Raw genomic sequence first — 16,559 nt, 5'->3', positions numbered from 1 at the left:
GGTGAAAAATCAAGTTCAAAGAAGTTTGCAGCTACTAACTCGCCAAATGGTTGTTCATTGTATTTAACTAGATTTTGGAAGAATGCTTTATCCAATCGAGCATCCATTTGCGTAGTTTCATTAAGGAAGTTCGCTTCGGCAAACTCAGAAATTCCTAAAATCGGAGTTGGGCCTCCAAGTGTTTGTGGGAACGTAAGGTCTGTAAAACCTGAAAACGGAACATCGGCAATTCTATCTTGGAGTGCCGCGTTACATGCTGCTGTAGCATATTCTATATTTTTGCGAATATGTCCTGCTACAAATAATTTAGCTCTTGTTACCGCAAAAAAGTCAGTAGTGCCAATACGTGCAAAAGCAACAGGCACTAGTTTCACTTGATTTAGGAATACATTTTTTTTCACTCTTTTGATTTCAGTTGCAGCAGGAGTAAGCGTAATATCCGCCTCCTAATGGAATTTGTTCTGTTGATGTTACTGGACAAGGTTCGACTTGATTAACTTGAAAATCTAATGGATCACTCAAAAAAATTCCCTCTTTTCATTTTTTTAGTATTAGTGAGCGCTCACTATATTGCTAGAATATGTAGCGATTAATTCTATGTATAGACGTGTATACTAGTTTTTCTTATTTTAAAAAAGGGATTTTTTAGAATGTACATTAAAATGCTAGATACTCACCATAGTTAATCTAGTTTTATGTTTAGTTACCTTTTTTGACTGAGGATTTTTCAAGAAAATAATAGTCAAAAGCAGAAGCCATATTACGAAGAGAGATTTTAGTGTACGGAAATGCTAGAACCGTGTTTATACCACACTTAGGTTTTTAGATGGAGGACATACAAAAGCCCAGTCTTAAATCAATGTAATCTCATAACGATCCTCCAAATCTTATATTTCATAGCGTTCAGTAGTTTGGTTTACCAATACAATCAGTTTACTCTCAAAACATCCGTTAACAAAATCTAATAACTTTGCCCAATACTTCTTTTTCTATCCTCATCATAAATTTTATGTTTTTTTTCAAAGTCAGCGTCAACTAACTCTTTTAGTTGATTTCACTATGTCTACAAATACATCCTTATAACCGCTGAAATAATACATAATCGCTTTTTTAGCAATTATTAGCAGCTAGCATTTTAGCACTATCACTTAAATTCAAATATTTTAAAGTTTTGAGTCATCTTAATACCTGATTTCAAATGGGTAATATCTTTCTGCCACGATTGATTCACCTTTTTTTCTAAACTTCTTGGTTTTTGTGGTACAATTACCAAAAGGAGGTTTGTAAGAATTATGTCATTATTGTTTTTTCTTGCTCCATTCACCTTTGGAATTTGGTTTTTAAATAAGTTCATTAGCTTACTGGAGGAACAAAATGAAATTCTAAGAAATATATCCAACAAGCTAGATAAATAGTATACATAAATGGAAAATACTTTTACTGAACAAAAAATCTTTCATGTGCTCATGACTGTTATCTTAAAATAAGCTTATCCGGTCATATTTTTGTTTTTTGAAAGGTGCGTTCACCATTAGATATGTTGGTGCACCGTTTCCACCTTTTTCCGCTCCATTATTTCCCATCACCTCATTCACTTCTTCCTCTTTAATAGGTTTAATGTATTCAAAACAACTAGTATCTCGTGAAGAATTAAAAATCAATCAAAAGAAAACCTAAGACGTATTTAATAGTGTTATTCGCCTTTAATGCCGTTTTTTCAATGATGCCTAACTCGACTAATTTTGAAATAACACGGTAAACTGTCTTTGTACTGGTCTCCAATTGTTGCAGCTTTTACATAACAAGCCTCCGTGTATTCCAATGAAGACTAGCAAGTTTTAAAACGACGGCACGCTCTGATCAGTGAAATTGTAGTAGTGTGTTGCCACGTGGTCATCAACATTTGAATCCATGTCGGTTGTTGTATAAGTATTCAAATGCCATCGTTTTCACCTCACTTTCCAATTCAGCAAAAAGTGAATTTATGAATTTAATAGTGTTAACAATTATTAATGATGTGGTGTAAGAGACATGAGCATGGTAAAGAAAATTAAATTGTTGAAAAGTTAAGTACTTCCCAGTCCAATATTTCTAATAAACTAAAGAGAGATAATTTTAGTGAAATGAATTAGAGGAGATCGCGAACGCATTAGATCAAAATATGAAGCTCATTTCGTTTTAGTAGATGGACGCAAGTTTTAAGTAACAGATAACTAATATGTTGTCTGTATTTTTTATGTACTTTCGACAATTAATTCCCTACAATGGAAATATAGGGGGTATTTTAAATTGAAGAAAAAACTAATTTTTAGTGCAGCATTAGTATTAAGTTTAGGATTAGCTGGTTGTTCAAACGATTCTACAAAGGATGAAAAGTCTAAAGTGGATTCTACAAAACAAGAGACAACTGCACCTGCTGCTAAAGAGGAAACTTCATCTGGCAAATTAACTGAAGAAAAATTTAAGCAAATTAAAGAAGGCATGACGTTTGAAGAAGTATTTAATATTGTAGGATCAAAAGGAAAAGTAATTTCTGAATCAGGAACAAATGGTGATTCAAATCATACAGTTATATATGAATTTGAAACAGACGGGTCTTTCTCGACTGCCAATATGACATTCCAAGGCAATAAATTAATCAATAAAACTCAAATAGGTATGGGTTCATCTGATGTAAAAATAACAATTGACCAATTTAATAAACTTGAAAATGGTATGACTGAAGCTCAAGTTTTTGAAATTCTCAGTGGTGAGGGTGATTTAATTTCTGAATCGGGTAATTTCAAAATATATACCTATACTGGTGAAAAAACATTATCTAGCATTTCTATCACTCTTCAAGATGGTAAATTATTGAACAAAACACAAATGGGATTAGAATAAAATTTTTGTAAAAGCTGCTCGTTATGAGTAGCTTTTTTATACGCAATAATAGAAAAATTTCCTATAAATCACATAATTCAACGATTAGTAATAACATGTATACAATAACAGAAACAATAAAAATTGCGGGCTTAGGGATAGAAAAAAGCAAGATAGATTCTATTTCTTTTTTAATTTCCAATACTTCTGATTCATATTCGGTATTAGATAGTAAAGTGGTTAATCGTTCTAATGGTTTTAAAATTGTTTCTTTATCCATCCAATCATCCTTTCTTATAACTTCAAGACTCATCAAACTCCGCCCTATCGGTTACTAGTACATGCCAGTCTTCTTCGGTATCTAATGTTCTTGAGATACTTTTAAACCCGTTAACTAGTCCATCATTATTTGTATGGCTGTTTGATACAGTCTTCAAGGCATAAAAAAAAGCCACAACTCATGTAGAGCGTGACTTCTTCAAAACCTTCTAATATTCACTTTTCAAAATTGATAATATGGCAAGATCAATATACTTCCCTTTTTCAAATTCATGTTGTCTTAAAACACCTTCTTGACAAAAATTTAATTTCTTCAACAATCTTATAGATGATGTATTTTCTGGTTCTACTTTTGCCTCGATCTTATTAATTCCCATTGACGTAAAGGCAAAATGGATTATGCTACTTAAAGCCTCTTGCATAATACCCTTTCCCCAATATTCAGGTTTTAAATCATATCCAATTTCTATTCGGTTATGTTCATTTTCATAATTCAAATAACCACATGTTCCAATCACTTTTTTGGTTTTAGTTTCTTCGATTACCCATCTTAAACCTGTCTGTTCTTTGAAAATTTTATCATACCAATTTATTTCATTTATTGCATCTTCTACTGAAGTAAATAATGTTAATGGGATATACTTAACTACATTTTCATCAGAATAAAGCATAAAAATATCTTGGGAATCATCAACTATTCCCTTTCGTAGGATAAAGCGTTCCGTTTCCAACTTAGGGAAATCTTCAAAATTGAACTCCATATTCATAATAACTCTCCTTTTATTTCAAATTGATACGCATACCATTATGAACCTTAACATTGTATGAAGGTCAAATTAATTTAAATAGGAATAAAAGTAAGACTAAAATGAAGTTTATTACAATTACTAATAAAGTTGCAAAGCCATACCTTGTTAGATGTGACTTTTCGAATTAAAGTATGATATCAATTTGTTTACCATTATCTGTTAGTTCTAATTTTACTTTTTCTTTCTGTTCATCCGAAACTTCAATTGTCGTAATTTTTATATATCCTTGACTTTCAAGCATTTCAACATAATCTGGATCATCTGTCGTTAAACTTAGCTCTTTTTTTGGATTATCTCTTGAAAAAGCTTTTACCCTTAATAATGTTAAACCTTCTCTACTGATTCCTTACATTATCATCACCTTCCATCTCCCTATCTATCATAGGTTAAATGGAATGTATTGTCATTACAAGGAATATAAAGAATAAAAAAAGGCCCGCTTGTATTAACGTGACTTGGATAACGACTTCCTTGATTTTGATTCTCTATCGTTCAGAAATTCCATTTGCCAACAGTAACAGGTATATAAATATTGATAACGGTATCATAAATGTAATATTTGAAAGAATACTGAACACCTTTACAGTTAAATTTTTAGACTTAACCCCTAAAATTAACGACACAATAAACCCAATGTCTATCAAAACATATAAGAAAATTGGAATCCATAAATTTATATTCGGAGACCAAAATACAAAGAAAATAAATAATGCAACTAAGAACAAAACTAGAGTTAAAATGATTGGATAAAACTCTTTATGTTGTTTCAATATATTACCTCCTTTCATTTTTGTTCTACCAATTATAATGTAAATGGAAATGACTGTCTGTAATATAATTAATTTTGATATAAAAGGAGACTACCAATTTAGTAGCCTCTCATGCTTGTATTAATCCAGTAATCTTCAAGTTTTTGTATATCGTGTCTTGATAGTTTGCTCATATGCCCTCCACAATTGATGTGTGCCATTTCTGTATTTCACTGCGATGTCGTAGGCATGTGCAGCACCTACCTTGTTTTATATTTATTTAAAACTGTACTTTTATTTTTAAATCTATTTCACAGGCATTTCACTATACAAACATAGCTATCACATCATAATAATAGTAAGGTAAAGCTAATTTAGCCTTACACATCCTATCCTTTCAACTAAGGGTCACTCCATCCCAAGTGGCCCTTTTTTTATGGTCTTATCTCAAAAAAATATATTTTTTAATGCCCATAGCTGAATAGTCTAACAACCATACTCCTTCAATGCAGCCAACATATTCTATATTATAGAAAGGAGGTGTGTCTTATGGGATACTATGGTGGAAATGTTGGTGGCATTAATTGCGGCAACTCTGGTGGCGGATATGGTAGTGGTTCTGCATTTGCCTTAATTGTTGTTCTATTTATACTTCTAATTATTGTCGGCGCTACTTTCTTGAATACTGGATATTAACATTTCCAATTTAAGGGTCTCCATGCCAGCCTGGTGACCCTTTTATAGCTTCTTTATACATATTGTTCATTAGTTTACTGTAGCGTCTGATCACGCTGCGGCTTTTTTTATTAAATTTCTAGGTTTTCAACTATTCAAAACTATAATTTCAACATAGTTATAGTAATGTTAAACGTTTGCTTGACAATTCAATGTATTCATCCAATGATTACTTTTTAGCCATTTCTTTTTAAGGAGATGGCTCTTTTTTTCATTTTGGGATAGCAACCTGTTGCATTGCATACGGTGAGTTTTATAAACAGGATACAGAACATGATTATGTATGTAAAAAGAAATGGCGAACATATTGTACGCCAAGTGCCATCAAATATAATACTAAAAAAATTAGTGAAAAATTAAACATTAGTTTTAACTATCATTCCTTGCGTCACACATACGCAACAACTTTAATTGAAAATGGCCCACCCGTTAAAACTGTACAAAAAAGATTAGGACATAGCAGAGCTGCCTGCCGTAACAGAAGATCGCTATGTCCACCTCACTGAGAAAATGGCCAGAGATGCCGCAAACATCTTTGATTCATTCGCTCAAGATATATAAAAATTGCTAACGTATTTTTTTATGGTGGGGAATTGGTGGGGAGCCCCATCATTTAACCCTTTCATAAATTAACTAAATACGCCATAAACCCTTACCATTACTATATTATTTCGAATCATCCATCTTCAGAACAGCCATGAATGCTTCTTGTGGTACTTCGACTGAACCTACTTGTTTCATACGTTTTTTACCTTCTTTTTGTTTATCAAGAAGTTTTCGTTTACGAGAAATATCCCCACCGTAACATTTCGCTAATACGTTTTTACGCATAGCTTTAATTGTTGAGCGTGCCACAATTTTTTGGCCCACTGCTGCTTGAATTGGCACTTCAAATTGTTGACGTGGGATTAATTCTTTTAATTTTTCAACGATGACTTTACCGCGCTCGTATGCAAAGTCACGGTGTACGATGAAGCTTAGTGCATCGACTTGCTCACCATTTAATAAGATATCCATCTTCACTAGTTTTGAAGTCTGATAACCAATGAGTTCATAGTCAAATGAAGCATAGCCCTTCGTATTTGATTTTAAATAATCAAAGAAGTCATAAACGATTTCTGATAACGGCATTTCATAAATAATGCTGACACGTGTTGTATCAATATAATCCATTGTCATAAAATTACCGCGCTTTAATTGACAAAGCTCCATAACAGCTCCTACATAATCGTTTGGTACCATAATTGTAGCTTTTACATATGGTTCTTCCACATGATCAATTTTTTGAGGATCCGGCATAAATGAAGGGTTGTCAACCTTCACTGTAGAGCCATCCGTCATTTGAACATTGTAAATTACAGAAGGCGCTGTTGTGATTAGATCGATGTTAAACTCACGCTCAATACGCTCTTGGATGATTTCCATGTGTAAAAGCCCTAAGAAGCCACAGCGGAAACCAAATCCTAATGCTTGTGATGTCTCTGGCTCATATTGAAGTGCAGAGTCATTAAGTTCTAATTTTTCTAACGCTTCACGTAAGTCATTATATTTCGCTGTATCGATTGGATATAATCCGCAGTAAACCATTGGATTTAAACGACGATATCCTGCTAATGGCTTATCTGCTGGGCGACTCGCAAATGTAACTGTATCCCCCACACGAGTATCACCTACATTTTTAATAGAAGCTGTTAAATAACCTACGTCACCGACAGTTAATTCAGCTTGTGGTACAACTTTCGGTGTGTGTATACCAACTTCAATAACTTCAAATTCTGCTCCAGTAGCCATCATACGAATTTTATCGCCAGGTTTTACTGTACCATTCATGATTCGAATGGAAATAATAACACCTTTGTAAGCATCGTAAACAGAGTCAAAAATAAGGGCTTGTAACGGTGCATCCGGGTCACCAGTTGGTGCAGGCACTTTCTCTACAATTTGTTCTAAAATATCTTCAATCCCGATACCAGCTTTAGCAGAAGCTAAAACCGCTTCAGAAGCATCTAACCCGATTACGTCTTCAACTTCTTGACGTACACGTTCTGGATCCGCTGCTGGTAAATCAATTTTATTGATAACAGGTAAAATTTCTAGGTCGTTATCAAGCGCTAAGTATACATTTGCTAGTGTTTGTGCTTCAATACCTTGTGCTGCATCGACAACTAAAATTGCACCCTCACAAGCAGCTAAACTACGTGATACTTCATATGTGAAATCGACGTGTCCTGGTGTGTCGATTAAATGGAAAGTATACACTTCACCATCTTTAGCTTCATACTTTAATTGGACTGCATTTAATTTAATCGTAATGCCTCGCTCACGCTCTAAATCCATTGAGTCGAGTAGCTGTGCTTTCATTTCACGAGATGTTAGTGATTTCGTTTGCTCTAAAATACGGTCAGCAAGCGTTGATTTCCCGTGGTCAATATGTGCAATAATAGAGAAATTTCGTATATTCTCTTGTCTTTTTAAACGTGCTTCTCGGTTCATCTTTTCCACTCCTAATTAAACTATAATGAATTATACTATGAACCTTATACAAACCACAACAACAGAACAGCATAAATGCTGTTAAATCAATGGTTATTCTAAATAGTGTGCCGTTTCCTCTGCAAAACAATGCAAAATAGATAATAAGTTGCTAAAAATAATTTCCGATACCTTTCATAAAAAATAGCCAGCTACACCTAGAAATGGTGCACACTGGCTATTACTAAAATCAATTTGACCTCGGCATAATTGCCGCTGACGCTTCGCTTTCGCGCAGAAACATTGCCGCTGACGCTTTGCTTTTGCTACAGATAAATTGCCACAGGACATGGCGTCCTAGGCTGAGTTCCTCTATTTCAGCGGATACTTTTATACTTAAAGCATAGCAACAGGTACAGATGTTTGGACACCCGCTGAAAGAAGTTAAATATTTATTGTTTGTTGAATAAGGTTTGTTAACGTTTTAACACCTTTTTGTTCTAAATGCACACCGTCTGGCGCAAAATATTCCGGGTGGTTGATAGCAACCGAATGCCAATCAATCAATGTAATATTATCATGCTCTTGCGCTTTTTGTTGTAATGTAGAGTTTACATTACTTTCCCATGAGCGAGGTACTCGAGTATTTACTAAATAAATATCGGCATTGGAGAAAGCGTTAAGTAGTGAATCGATCTGATCATTCGTAAAGAAACCATTTGTGCCAAGTTGAATAATAACCGCTTTATTTGGCTCATTAAAACTAGCATAATTTGGTGCCAGTTGGACAGCTTGTGAAACTTGACGACCAATTTTTGCATCAATTGTAATGTTAGGATAGATATTATGTAAGCTAGTAGCAATATCTATCATTAAAGAATCTCCAATAGCTAATATACCATTATAGGATTCATTTGAATTAGCGGTTGCATCATTTTCTCCTTGCTTTGGTTCTTCTTTGTCCGCTTGAAGGCTAGTTTCAGTTTTTTCATGCTCAACATTCGATGAATTACTTTCCGATGTTTCTTTTTCATCATTATGCTTAGACGGTTGTTCTTCACCATTTATTTTAATTTCTGTTGGCTTAGATTCTTTAGATTCCGTTTGTTCTTTTCCTATAACGCCTGTCATTCCAGTAAAAAATACTAGAAGAAATAGAGAAACAAGCACAGTAGAAATTTTTCTAGTAAACGAAAAGCTGCCCCATTTATCTTTATTCACTACAAGATATTGTCGATAATAGGAACGGAACCCTTCTTTCCTTATTGGCATTTCAATAAAACGATACGATATTTCTGCAATAATCAAAATAAGTACTAGCTGTAAAGCAACTCGCCAGTATGCAGGATTACCTATTTCGTGAACTGGAGTACCCAACACCATAATTGGATAATGCCATAGATAAATTCCATAAGATCTTGAACCGATCCAACGTAGAGGCTTCAAAGAAAGTAATTTTCCTAAAATGCTAATTGGATGACAAACACACGCTATTAATATAGCTGCATTCAAACAAAATAGGAACATGCCTCCTCTATATAAGAAAGTTTGATATTCATTTACAAAAATAATACTTAATATGAAAATACTAAAAGTAACCAAACTTATAGCATTTAGTTTATTGACATGGTCAGTAGATAGTTTTTGAGAAGATAGTCTTTTCATCGGCCAAACGAGAGCTAGCCAGCAGCCTATAAGCAATTCAAAGGAACGTGTATCTGTCCCGTAATATATACGACTAGGATCAGCTCCTGGCTCATACAGTATACCCATTAACACAGCCGAACATAATGCACCGCTAAAGATAAAAATGGCTAATTTACTCTGTTTTTTCACAAGATAAAGTCCTAGCATTAACAGAATTGGCCAAATAAGATAAAATTGTTCTTCAATTGCTAAAGACCATAAATTTTTTATAGGTGAAGGGGATCCAAAACTATCAAAATACGAGAGCTTATGAAAAATGAACCACCAATTACTTGAATAAAAAATAGAGGATATTGCATCTCCGCGCAATGTATGGAGAAGTTCCTTATGAAATAAGGTAGCCCAAGCGAATGAAGTTATAATCATTACATACGCAGCAGGTAGTAGGCGTCGAAATCGTCCAATCCAAAATTCACCTAGCCCTACTTTTAATCGATTTCCTTTTAAAGGTAAAATAGTAGAAGTTATTAAGTAACCCGATAAAACAAAAAAGATATCAACTCCTAGGAACCCTCCACTGGCCCATTTGAAGTTAAAATGATAAGCTATCACAGCTAGTACTGCTAAAGCTCGAATCCCATCTATTCCAGGGATATAACGATGATTGACTGTCTTGCCTGACATAAAATTCCTTCCTCTTCTTCCGATAATCTACAAATTTATAGTGTGAAAATTAATATTAAGTCAATATCGTCCCCTTTTAACTACTGATTCGGTGCATTCACTTATATAAATGACGGGTGAGTATTTATAAAAGTTTACTTTTTTTATCACATAAACAATATTAAATTAACTTCATATGTATAGTTGTCCTTCATTCTTTTAAAATGAAGGTTAATCTTATTCATATTTTATCCATCAAAAAAGCATCTCCAAAATGGTAGATGCTTTAAAAGCGTATTTCGCCTATTGCATATGCTTCTTCACTTTTATAACTCATCGTCAAATCTTTATGTGCTGACTCGAAAATTATAAGGCAAGAAATGAATAATGAAAAGGTTTAATTACTATTTTTTCTTAAATAAATTCCTGGTATTTTTGCTAAAAAATCTACTTTGTCCAAAATGTCATTAAGTGCAACGTCTCAATAAAAAATTGGCAAAAAGAAGACTGTAAAAAAGCCGCTTTTCGCCAATTCCAAATTTTTATTCTTGTTTTCCTGTAATGAAGGATTTTGATATAGCTTTTCCTATTACAGCAATCGTACGATTCAATTCTACTTCTGTATTATCAATTCCACCTAGTTCGATTAATATCATTTCTTTTGTTAAATCTTGATTATAACGTCCATCTACATTGTCACCACTTTTTGATATAACACCTCTAGAAATTTTTGGCACAATTCCATTCATGGCAGCAGATAGACTTTCTGCATAAGCAGTATTCCATCTATAATTCTTATGCTCTGCACCAATAACAATCGCAATCCGTGCATAGGACTCATTGTTATATGTTAAAGTTGTCGCATCTCTCTTGGCAGAATCTCGATGCAAATCAATAACTAAATCGTACGATTGCTCTTCTAAACGTTTTGCTAAATAAGGCCGTACAAAGTTGTAAGAGTACGGAAAAGTTTTCCCCTTAAGTTTTAGTTCCTTCATAACATCCACATCTAAAACGTCGGTTTGTATTCCATTCGTACTAAAATGCTTAGAAATAGTATCTTTTAATTGATAAATATTCGTTTTTTCATCATAAACGGCGGCTTTCCCGCTAGCAGCTTTCACTATTGGTTGATATGATTCTTGTGAATGCGTAAATAATAACAATACTTTAAATGGGTTTTTTGTTTGATCTTGTGTTTGAGCTTGTGTTTGATCTTTTGAAGCTTCTTTTGTTGCTTCTTTTGTTTCCTCTTTTGTTTCCTCTTTTGTCTGCTCCAGTGCACTTTGTTCAGCTAAATTAGTAGCGGCATACACGACTTGTTTATCCTCTGGTTCTTTAATCGGAGTCGATGCTTGCTTGTTGAACGGAAGTTGCCCAGCAATGACAGGTAATACGAAGAAGAACAATAATAAACCAAATGACCACTGTAGTTTTTTTAGCAAAGTCACACCCTCCTCCCCTTATCGTATGGAGGGGATGTGTCTTTTAGAACGAAAAAAATTATAGATTATTAGCCCATTTCATAAGCATAGATGACACGAGTTTTGCATACTTATCTACCCAATAATCAGCTTCCTTTGGCGTAACCATCAGCTGTGTATGCGAGCCTGCGAAAGTCTCAGCAAATAATTGCTGACGCTCTTCTTTAGACCATGTAGCCCATTCGCCAAAAATCGGCTGTACTAAAGACATATCTAGTTCTTTAGTTATATCAGGTTGCCAAGACGACAACGACAATTTTGATGAAGGCTTACTCCGCTCTGCCACTCGTGCAGCTATAGAACGTAGCATTACTTCTACAGCATCCGCAATTAATACAGGTGCATCAACTACTGTTGGGATACCAATTGCGGTAACAGGAATGCCAAGCATCTCATATGAAATTTCCTTACGGTGATTTCCTACGCCTGATCCAGGGTGTATCCCTGTATCCGTTAATTGAATGGTTTTACATAAGCGATCACTAGCTCTCGTTGCAAGTGCGTCTACAACAATAATTAATTTTGGTTTAAGACGCTCTGCCAATGCAGCTACAAATTCACCAGTCTCGTATCCTGTTTGCCCCGTTACACCAGGCGCATACATGACGAATTTTTCATCTATTACATCTAAACTATGCAAATGATCAATAAGATACGGTCCTATAGCATCTGGTGTAATTGTCCGATTCCCTAAACCAATAATTAAAATTTTGTCATCTTCTTTCCATGACATGGATTCATGCATTTTTTTAAAATTCACAAGCAATTCTTTTTCAAGCTGCTCAAAGCCATCCTGATCTTCTAACGTCAAAGTAGGAACAGAAAGCGTAATGTACTTCCCTTTCTTCTTCCCAATTTGCTTCTCACCTTCTGGATCAACGAGCACATCAGTAATTTTTACCCGACCGGCACTCTGTTCTTCAATTTGAATACCACTCGACTCTTTAAGTTTATCTTTTTGCTCTTTCGTTCGATGTAAAACAACCTCTTCAGACTCATCGATCAAATCTGTGCGTTGCCAATTATAATTTTGCATACAGTTCACCTCAACTGTAGTTTGTTCAAACTGTCAAGTAAATATTCTTTGCATTTATCTATTGCAATTTGTCCTAGCGTTTGTTAAAATGATTTTTGTTGTATTGACACAAGAAATCAATGAGAAGATATCATCTCGTACCTATTTTAGGAGGTGAAACATATGCCAAACATTAAATCTGCGATTAAACGCGTAAAAGTTAACGAAAAAGCTAACGCTGCTAACACTCAAGCTAAATCTGCAATGCGTACTACAGTGAAAAAAGCTGAGAACGCTGTTGCTACTAAAGCTGAAAACGCACAAGAACTTTTACAAGCAGCTTACAAATCTTTAGATAAAGCAGCTTCAAAAGGACTTATCCACAAAAACGCGGCGGCTCGTAAAAAGTCTCGCCTTGCTAAAAAAGCGTAATTGTTATAAAAGATCAGTTTACTCAATTAAGAGTAGCTGATCTTTTTAATTTTCAAGGAAAAAGCTGCCCCTAGTGCTCCGGACAGCCCATCAATAGATGTATTTTACTACACAATTCTTAAAGCTGACGTAGTAAAAAGAGTTCTAAATAACGCTCACGATTGCCTCCTGTTGATTTCAGTTGTAAATCGACCTCTGCTAACTGATATAACGCCTTCAATAAGCTTTCCTCTGATGGACGATTACGCTGCTCAACCATCAACTTAACCCGATAAGGATGTATTTTTAAATTTTTTGCGATTTGCTGTGGGTGATAGCCTTTTTTTAATAAATAAAACACATTGGACATCGTACGTACATTTGATGCTAGCAAACCAACAAGCATAATAGGCTCTTGCTTTTGACGTAATAAATCATGGTAAATAGACAATGCCCCTACTGAATCGTTTGCAAAATAAGCATTTAACATTTTAAAGGCATCCTGCTCTAACGTTTTTGCCACTAAATCCTCGACTAGCGTAGCAGTTATCTCACCGCCATCTCCGATATAAAGGGTTAGCTTTTCAATTTCCATTTGCAACTGTAGCATATTCGATCCAACCATTGCGACAAGCTGCTCAATCGCATTTTGTGTAATGCTGTTGCCCTCTGCTTTAACTCTACTCTGTATCCACACAGCTAAGTCCTGCTCTTTTGGCGTTTCGGCTTGGACTAATAACGCATGCTCCTTCATCATCTTTGTCACTTTTTTACGTTCATCCAATTTTTCATAAGGTGCGATAAAAACTGTTACGGAAAAATCAGAAGGATTAGCAAGCCATGTTTCTAAGCGCTTCATATCATGGTCAATTTTTTCTTTTCCTTTTTCAGTTGCCTTTAAAAAGGATGCGTTTTTAGCAATGATCAGCTTTCGCTCAGAGAAAAAAGGAATTGTATCAGCTTCATCCATAACGGCATCCACTGGCGTTTCTTCCAAATCAAATGTTGACATCTCTATCTCTTCTTCGGGTCCTATCGCTTCTTTCAATCGTTTAACTGTTTCATCTATAAAATAGCCTTCCTCACCAACGAGTAAATACACTGGTGAGAGCTCTCCTTTTTTGATATTATTCCAAATCGTTGAAATCATAATTTTCCCTCCATCTAGCAATACTACTAGTATACATGATTTGAAATTCCTTTGTGACTTTGACTGAATTGTGTCGATTCTTTGCCACATGGTAAATTCTCCGTTTCGATATAGCTTTTATGAAAACGATGTCTTATAATAAATAACAGAATTGGAGGGATAACAATGAATCCATTTGAAGGAAAAAACATACAATGTCGCCGTAACGATGCAACTGATTCAGGAGTTGGCTTCGGTGTATCTTTCGGAATGTTCGCACTTATGTTTATCATCGCGATAGTAGTAGAAGTAGCCTCTAAATAATTGAATATCATGTACTTAGGAAAAAGACCTTGCTCATTGGACAAGGTCTTTTCCCTTTTGCACAGACCAACTATTGCCACGAATTCTTACTTCAATCGTCCCATCTATTCCAGTTGTTAAAGTAGCTAAATTTCGACTTGTAAAACGCTCCACTATCTCAGCATGTGGATGACGATAGCGGTTATTGAGCCCCGCGCTGAAAATGGTTAATTCAGGTCGTAGCAGCTCTACAAAAGGCTCAATACTCGATGTTTTACTGCCATGGTGTCCAGCCTTCAACACTGTCATATTCGCTAATTGCTTGTTATAAAGATGAATAAGCTCCTGTTCCCCATGTTCCTCTAAATCACCTGTTAACAACGCTCGAAATGACCCCTGCTGCATATATAATACAATTGAATCATCATTCCCCTCATACAAGGTGTCACGCGGCCATAAATAATAAAAACTAGTTTTTCCTATACGCCACGCAGCTCCCTGCATTTGTTCTTTCACAGGAACTTTTTGCTTTTTGGCTTCCATCAGTAAATCCCGCATGACAGGCTTATCCATCGAACCGGGAGTGAGATGAATTTCATGCATAGTAATCTCTTGCAAAATCTCTTCAGCTCCCTCTACGTGATCGGCATCTGCATGAGTGGCGATAAAAATATCAATGTCTCGTATCCCTTTTCCTTTCAAAAACGGTACAACAACTTGTCTCCCAACCTCATATGGGCTTTCTGAAGTCTTCCATTCTTCCTGATCAAAGCGTAGTAAACCGCCTGAATCAATAACATACACAGCCCTTCTAAACGGTAATTCTATAACTGTACAATCACCTTGACCAACATTTAAAAATGTCAGCTTCGTTTCGTTAAACAACATCGGTGATAAATGAATACACAATGCAGGAATAAAAATGGCAATTACAAATTTACGATAATGTTTTTTCTCTAAAAAATAGAATCCCACTAAAACGCTGAACAACGCAATGCAAATAAGCCATATAGCAGGCTTCCCAGGCGACCATAGCTGAAACGGCAATTCCTGAAGAGATAAAATAAACTTTGTAAGCCAAACACGGACCGGCTCGTATCCAGCAAACAAAGCTCTTGCTACCGGCATCGATATAATCGTTATTATAAACATGGCAATATTGAAGGGCAAAATAACAAAGGAAAACAGTGGTACGAAAATAATATTTGCTAAAAATGAAGAAATAGAAATTTCATAAAAATGATGGAGTAATAATGGATAAACAAGTAGCTGGCACACAAATGTTATAAAAAATGAACGAATCAACCAGTTCGTAGATCGTCTTAAAATGACACCTGAATAAACTAGACTAACCGTTGCTAAATAGGACAATTGAAAGCCAATCTGAAAAATGACACCGGGTTCAAGTAGGACAAAGCAAAGAAAGCTAATTGCTAGGGCATCGTCAATCGATATTTGCCACCTAGCGAAACGCATCAGCATGATTAATTCTACAACAGATACTGCGCGCCATACGGAAGGGGCACCACCCGCAATCACCCCATAGATAGGTAAGATGATGAGTAAAACTAAGGTCGCCATTTCCTTCCGTACGCCTATTCGTAGAAGGCCTTCAAAAAACAACCATGAGACAAGTGCCACATGCAAACCAGAGATAGCAAATATATGAGTGATACCAAGCTTTTGGTAGGCTCTTTGAAGCTCATGATCCACTTGATCTTGTAATCCTATTAGAAGTGCTTGTCCCTCTGCAACTAGTGAATCAGGGAATGTTGTTTCAATATGTTTTTTCATAAAGTGTCTCTGTTTAGCAAGAAACGAACGTATAGATTTTTTCTCTTCAATAAAGGTCCATCTTGACACTTCAAATATTCCTCCGGCACCTTTACTAATTAAATAGTTTTCCATAGAAAACGCATACGCGTGCGCAGGTGGAAGTGGTGCTACAAGTACTCCTTGAACTAGATAGGTCCTGCCTGTCAATGAAATAATCTCAAACAA

At 35.2% G+C, this 16,559-nt stretch carries 14 protein-coding genes and 1 pseudogene; 5 read left to right on the top strand and 10 right to left on the bottom strand.

The window, feature by feature from the left end; genetic code table 11:
* Positions 1-522 (bottom strand): annotated as a pseudogene (locus PVA17_RS12655) (DUF7852 domain-containing protein); the annotation flags it as partial.
* A 1,767-nt stretch (positions 523-2,289) separates the two neighbouring features.
* Between PVA17_RS12655 and PVA17_RS12650 the strand changes: the two are divergent.
* Positions 2,290-2,883: a hypothetical protein gene (locus tag PVA17_RS12650; RefSeq protein WP_274067881.1), complete on the top strand. Its 594-nt coding sequence runs from the start codon at positions 2,290-2,292 to the stop codon at positions 2,881-2,883.
* A gap of 61 nt (positions 2,884-2,944) precedes the next feature.
* Here the strand turns inward: PVA17_RS12650 and PVA17_RS12645 are convergent, their stop codons facing one another.
* The 3 genes from PVA17_RS12645 to PVA17_RS12635 all read right to left on the bottom strand — a co-directional run bounded on the left by PVA17_RS12645 (position 2,945) and on the right by PVA17_RS12635 (position 4,720).
* Positions 2,945-3,175 carry a hypothetical protein gene (locus PVA17_RS12645; protein ID WP_274067880.1) on the bottom strand — a complete coding sequence of 77 codons (231 nt, stop codon included), beginning with the start codon at positions 3,173-3,175 and terminating at the stop codon, positions 2,945-2,947.
* 175 nt (positions 3,176-3,350) lie between these two features.
* Positions 3,351-3,908, bottom strand: a complete 558-nt coding sequence (locus tag PVA17_RS12640; RefSeq protein ID WP_132356886.1) for a GNAT family N-acetyltransferase — start codon at positions 3,906-3,908, stop codon at positions 3,351-3,353.
* Positions 3,909-4,435: 527 nt separating this feature from the next.
* Positions 4,436-4,720 carry a hypothetical protein gene (locus tag PVA17_RS12635; RefSeq protein ID WP_132356887.1) on the bottom strand — a complete coding sequence of 95 codons (285 nt, stop codon included), beginning with the start codon at positions 4,718-4,720 and terminating at the stop codon, positions 4,436-4,438.
* Between the two features lie 528 nt (positions 4,721-5,248).
* Here PVA17_RS12635 and PVA17_RS12630 point away from each other — a divergent pair.
* Positions 5,249-5,395 (top strand): YjcZ family sporulation protein, encoded by a 147-nt coding sequence (locus PVA17_RS12630; RefSeq protein ID WP_132356888.1) that lies wholly within the window; start codon positions 5,249-5,251, stop codon positions 5,393-5,395.
* 260 nt (positions 5,396-5,655) lie between these two features.
* Complete coding sequence (locus tag PVA17_RS25360) at positions 5,656-5,940, top strand: tyrosine-type recombinase/integrase (RefSeq protein ID WP_369128049.1); 285 nt, start codon at positions 5,656-5,658, stop codon at positions 5,938-5,940.
* A 160-nt stretch (positions 5,941-6,100) separates the two neighbouring features.
* Here PVA17_RS25360 and lepA read toward each other — a convergent pair whose 3' ends face one another.
* From lepA to gpr, 4 genes are all read right to left on the bottom strand, one after another.
* Positions 6,101-7,927, bottom strand: coding sequence for a translation elongation factor 4 (gene lepA, locus PVA17_RS12625; protein WP_132356895.1), 1,827 nt, complete (start codon positions 7,925-7,927; stop codon positions 6,101-6,103).
* A gap of 423 nt (positions 7,928-8,350) precedes the next feature.
* The gene (locus PVA17_RS12620) at positions 8,351-10,237 is read right to left on the bottom strand and encodes an acyltransferase family protein (protein WP_274067879.1); all 1,887 of its coding nucleotides are present in this window, start codon (positions 10,235-10,237) and stop codon (positions 8,351-8,353) included.
* A gap of 521 nt (positions 10,238-10,758) precedes the next feature.
* A complete protein-coding gene (gene spoIIP / locus PVA17_RS12615; protein ID WP_483308021.1) occupies positions 10,759-11,661 on the bottom strand; it encodes a stage II sporulation protein P in 903 nt (300 codons plus the stop codon).
* Between the two features lie 58 nt (positions 11,662-11,719).
* Positions 11,720-12,736, bottom strand: a complete 1,017-nt coding sequence (gene gpr, locus PVA17_RS12610) for a GPR endopeptidase (protein WP_274067877.1) — start codon at positions 12,734-12,736, stop codon at positions 11,720-11,722.
* A gap of 162 nt (positions 12,737-12,898) precedes the next feature.
* Here gpr and rpsT point away from each other — a divergent pair, with 162 nt between their 5' ends.
* Positions 12,899-13,147 carry a 30S ribosomal protein S20 gene (rpsT, locus tag PVA17_RS12605; protein WP_132356899.1) on the top strand — a complete coding sequence of 83 codons (249 nt, stop codon included), beginning with the start codon at positions 12,899-12,901 and terminating at the stop codon, positions 13,145-13,147.
* Between the two features lie 118 nt (positions 13,148-13,265).
* Here the strand turns inward: rpsT and holA are convergent, their stop codons facing one another.
* Positions 13,266-14,276 (bottom strand): DNA polymerase III subunit delta, encoded by a 1,011-nt coding sequence (gene holA / locus PVA17_RS12600; RefSeq protein ID WP_248716617.1) that lies wholly within the window; start codon positions 14,274-14,276, stop codon positions 13,266-13,268.
* 165 nt (positions 14,277-14,441) lie between these two features.
* On the opposite strand from holA, the gene PVA17_RS12595 reads away from it, so the two are divergent.
* Positions 14,442-14,579: a YqzM family protein gene (locus PVA17_RS12595; protein WP_132356901.1), complete on the top strand. Its 138-nt coding sequence runs from the start codon at positions 14,442-14,444 to the stop codon at positions 14,577-14,579.
* A 33-nt stretch (positions 14,580-14,612) separates the two neighbouring features.
* On the opposite strand, the gene PVA17_RS12590 is transcribed toward PVA17_RS12595, so the two are convergent.
* Positions 14,613-16,559, bottom strand: coding sequence for a DNA internalization-related competence protein ComEC/Rec2 (locus PVA17_RS12590; RefSeq protein WP_274067876.1), 1,947 nt, complete (start codon positions 16,557-16,559; stop codon positions 14,613-14,615).

Source organism: Lysinibacillus sp. CNPSo 3705 (genome assembly GCF_028674935.1).
In the GTDB taxonomy this organism is placed as follows: Bacteria; Bacillota; Bacilli; order Bacillales_A; family Planococcaceae; genus Lysinibacillus.
This window is presented reverse-complemented; position numbering and strand designations above follow the sequence as displayed.

Bases quoted from the DNA above. Each gene is read 5' to 3' on its own strand.
- PVA17_RS12645 (WP_274067880.1), bottom strand. From the start codon at position 3,175: ATGAGTCTTGAAGTTATAAGAAAGGATGATTGGATGGATAAAGAAACA.
- PVA17_RS12640 (WP_132356886.1), bottom strand. From the start codon at position 3,908: ATGAATATGGAGTTCAATTTTGAAGATTTCCCTAAGTTGGAAACGGAA.
- PVA17_RS12630 (WP_132356888.1), top strand. From the start codon at position 5,249: ATGGGATACTATGGTGGAAATGTTGGTGGCATTAATTGCGGCAACTCT.
- lepA (WP_132356895.1), bottom strand. From the start codon at position 7,927: ATGAACCGAGAAGCACGTTTAAAAAGACAAGAGAATATACGAAATTTC.
- PVA17_RS12620 (WP_274067879.1), bottom strand. From the start codon at position 10,237: ATGTCAGGCAAGACAGTCAATCATCGTTATATCCCTGGAATAGATGGG.
- gpr (WP_274067877.1), bottom strand. From the start codon at position 12,736: ATGCAAAATTATAATTGGCAACGCACAGATTTGATCGATGAGTCTGAA.
- rpsT (WP_132356899.1), top strand. From the start codon at position 12,899: ATGCCAAACATTAAATCTGCGATTAAACGCGTAAAAGTTAACGAAAAA.
- holA (WP_248716617.1), bottom strand. From the start codon at position 14,276: ATGATTTCAACGATTTGGAATAATATCAAAAAAGGAGAGCTCTCACCA.
- PVA17_RS12595 (WP_132356901.1), top strand. From the start codon at position 14,442: ATGAATCCATTTGAAGGAAAAAACATACAATGTCGCCGTAACGATGCA.